Source organism: Polaribacter sp. (assembly GCF_965656025.1).
Classification (GTDB): Bacteria; Bacteroidota; Bacteroidia; order Flavobacteriales; family Flavobacteriaceae; genus Polaribacter.
Genome location: NZ_CBFHJT010000001.1, coordinates 18330 through 20437, shown reverse-complemented (window position 1 = coordinate 20437; position 2108 = coordinate 18330). Strand labels below are relative to the sequence as shown.

The following is a 2108-nucleotide window of genomic DNA, read 5'->3' as shown; positions in this document are numbered from 1 at the left end:
TATGATATAACTACCATTAGCAGAGATAAAAAACTGATTTTGATTGTCTAAATCTTTTTTACCAAAAACTATCCCAAAACCATTATTATCTACACCACTTAATTTTTTTATTTGTGCTGTAATTCTAAAATCTCTGTTTGTGTTTATGTATTTATCTATTGTAGCAGACCAACCACCAGTGCTAGATTTGTGTTCTACCAAATAATCTCCATTAACAACATCTGTCATACCAACACTTCCATTATTTTCTGGCCAACTATTTTTATTGTTATTAAAGCCTTCAAAAAGGATGGTTTTGCTATTGGTATTTGTAGAAATTACGCTTTTACTTTTTGCGTATTTTATTCTAAAATAATCAATGGCAACTTTTTGGTTTTTATACAATCTTACTCCTAATCTATTTCCTATAAATGAAGAAAAAGTTTTAGAATACACATAAGTATCGTTAATGTAAAAGTTTAATTTACTTCCTGTTTTTTTTATTTTAAGTTTATTGGTATTGTAATTTCCAGTTTTAACGGTGCTAGATTTTGTCCAACTTTTATCGCTATTATAAGTGTCATTTTTTTCAGTAGCTACTCTATAATAACCATTAGATGCATAACCAAATTCAGCATAATTTTCTTCATCTTTATAATCATATAAAAAAGAAATACCTGAATTATCTACACCAGAAATTTTAGTGATAGAGGTTTCTATTTCAAAATCTCTAGAAAAATCTATGGTAAAGGTTCTCGTAGTAATTTCTCTATTACCCTCTGTTTTTTTGTGTTGAAAATAATATTTACCATTTGCAACATAAAGATTACGAACATCATTATTGCCTTTAGTCCAGGTACCTTGCGTTGTAAATTCTTGTTGGTAAACGTATTCTTGAGAATACGCTTTGGTGATAAATAAGATAAAAAAAAGATAAATAAATTTAAGTTTCATAATATATTATTGATGATTCATTTCTATAAATATAGGGACTACTTTTGCGGATTTATTTTTAGAGGTAGCAGTAAAAGAAATATCATTTCTATCGAATTTTACTGAAGATCCTTTAAACATTTTGTAAGATAGTGCATTTTTTATTTTTGACACAAAATCTCCACTACCATACTTAGCTTTACTTATAATTTGGTTAATATTTAATTTTTCTTTGCTGTACAATACACAAAGGATGTCTCTACCAGGTTTATTATCGAACTCTATAAAATAGTCTTCATTAGGTAAAGCAATTTCACTATTTGTGTAATTGAAAAAATCACTAAAATTAGCAAATGGATATAATTTATTTACAGATTTGTCTGCAGAACCATACCCAATTAAATATACATAACCACGTTGTTTGCTTTTTAAATAAATTCTAAATTGTGTACCAGATGTGTAAGCTTTATCAACTTTATATGTGGTTTTTGTTGCTTTTACAATGTTAAAATTTCTTGTTGCACCATTTGCCAAACTAACTGGCATGTTCGATCCGTTACTTAATTTTAGAGTTAAAGATCCGCCTAAGGTATTAGAGGTATAATAGTTATTATTATTATTATTATTAATGTTGTCGTTGTTAATTTTATTATCAACATTTTTATCTACTAAAACATAAGCTGTTTTTATTTGTCTTTCAAAATCTGCATATTTTATCCAGAAAAAACCATTTTTACCAAATCTAGTTCCCCAAGAATTCATAATTTCAAAAGCGCCACCCGCTTTATTATCATCATAACCTACAACAACCATTGCGTGACCTGAAGTACCTCTATTAGGTATCCAAACATTATTATAATCTGTTTTTAAATTTTTAAATTTAAATAAACCAACCACTACTGGATTTTTCTTAGAAATTGCTTTTTTTACTTTTTGGGTTAGATTGTAAGGATTATTCCATCTTGCTAATCTTTCATACGTTAATATTTTGTGGTCTTTTGCTTTACTGAATATGTAGCTAGAAGGAGTTCTTACACAGTTTGTATAATCGTAAGAAAAATCTTTCAGTTTTGCAGAACCGTTGTTATTCATTACCTTCATTGCATTTTCTATATAGGCACCTTGGCATTTAGAATTTACTTTAATTTGATTGTATACAAAAGAAGGCGAAAATGTATTTTGATTTATTTTGGCGG

General features: G+C 27.7%; 2 protein-coding genes. Both read right to left on the bottom strand.

Annotation, left to right across the window (positions count from 1 at the left end):
* The coding region (locus ACTG3S_RS00100; RefSeq protein ID WP_439127337.1) for a hypothetical protein at positions 1 to 933 on the bottom strand (933 nt) is incomplete at its 3' end.
* A gap of 6 nt (positions 934 to 939) precedes the next feature.
* Positions 940 to 2108 (bottom strand): C1 family peptidase (locus ACTG3S_RS00095; RefSeq protein WP_439127336.1); only part of this gene is annotated, 1169 nt, incomplete at its 5' end.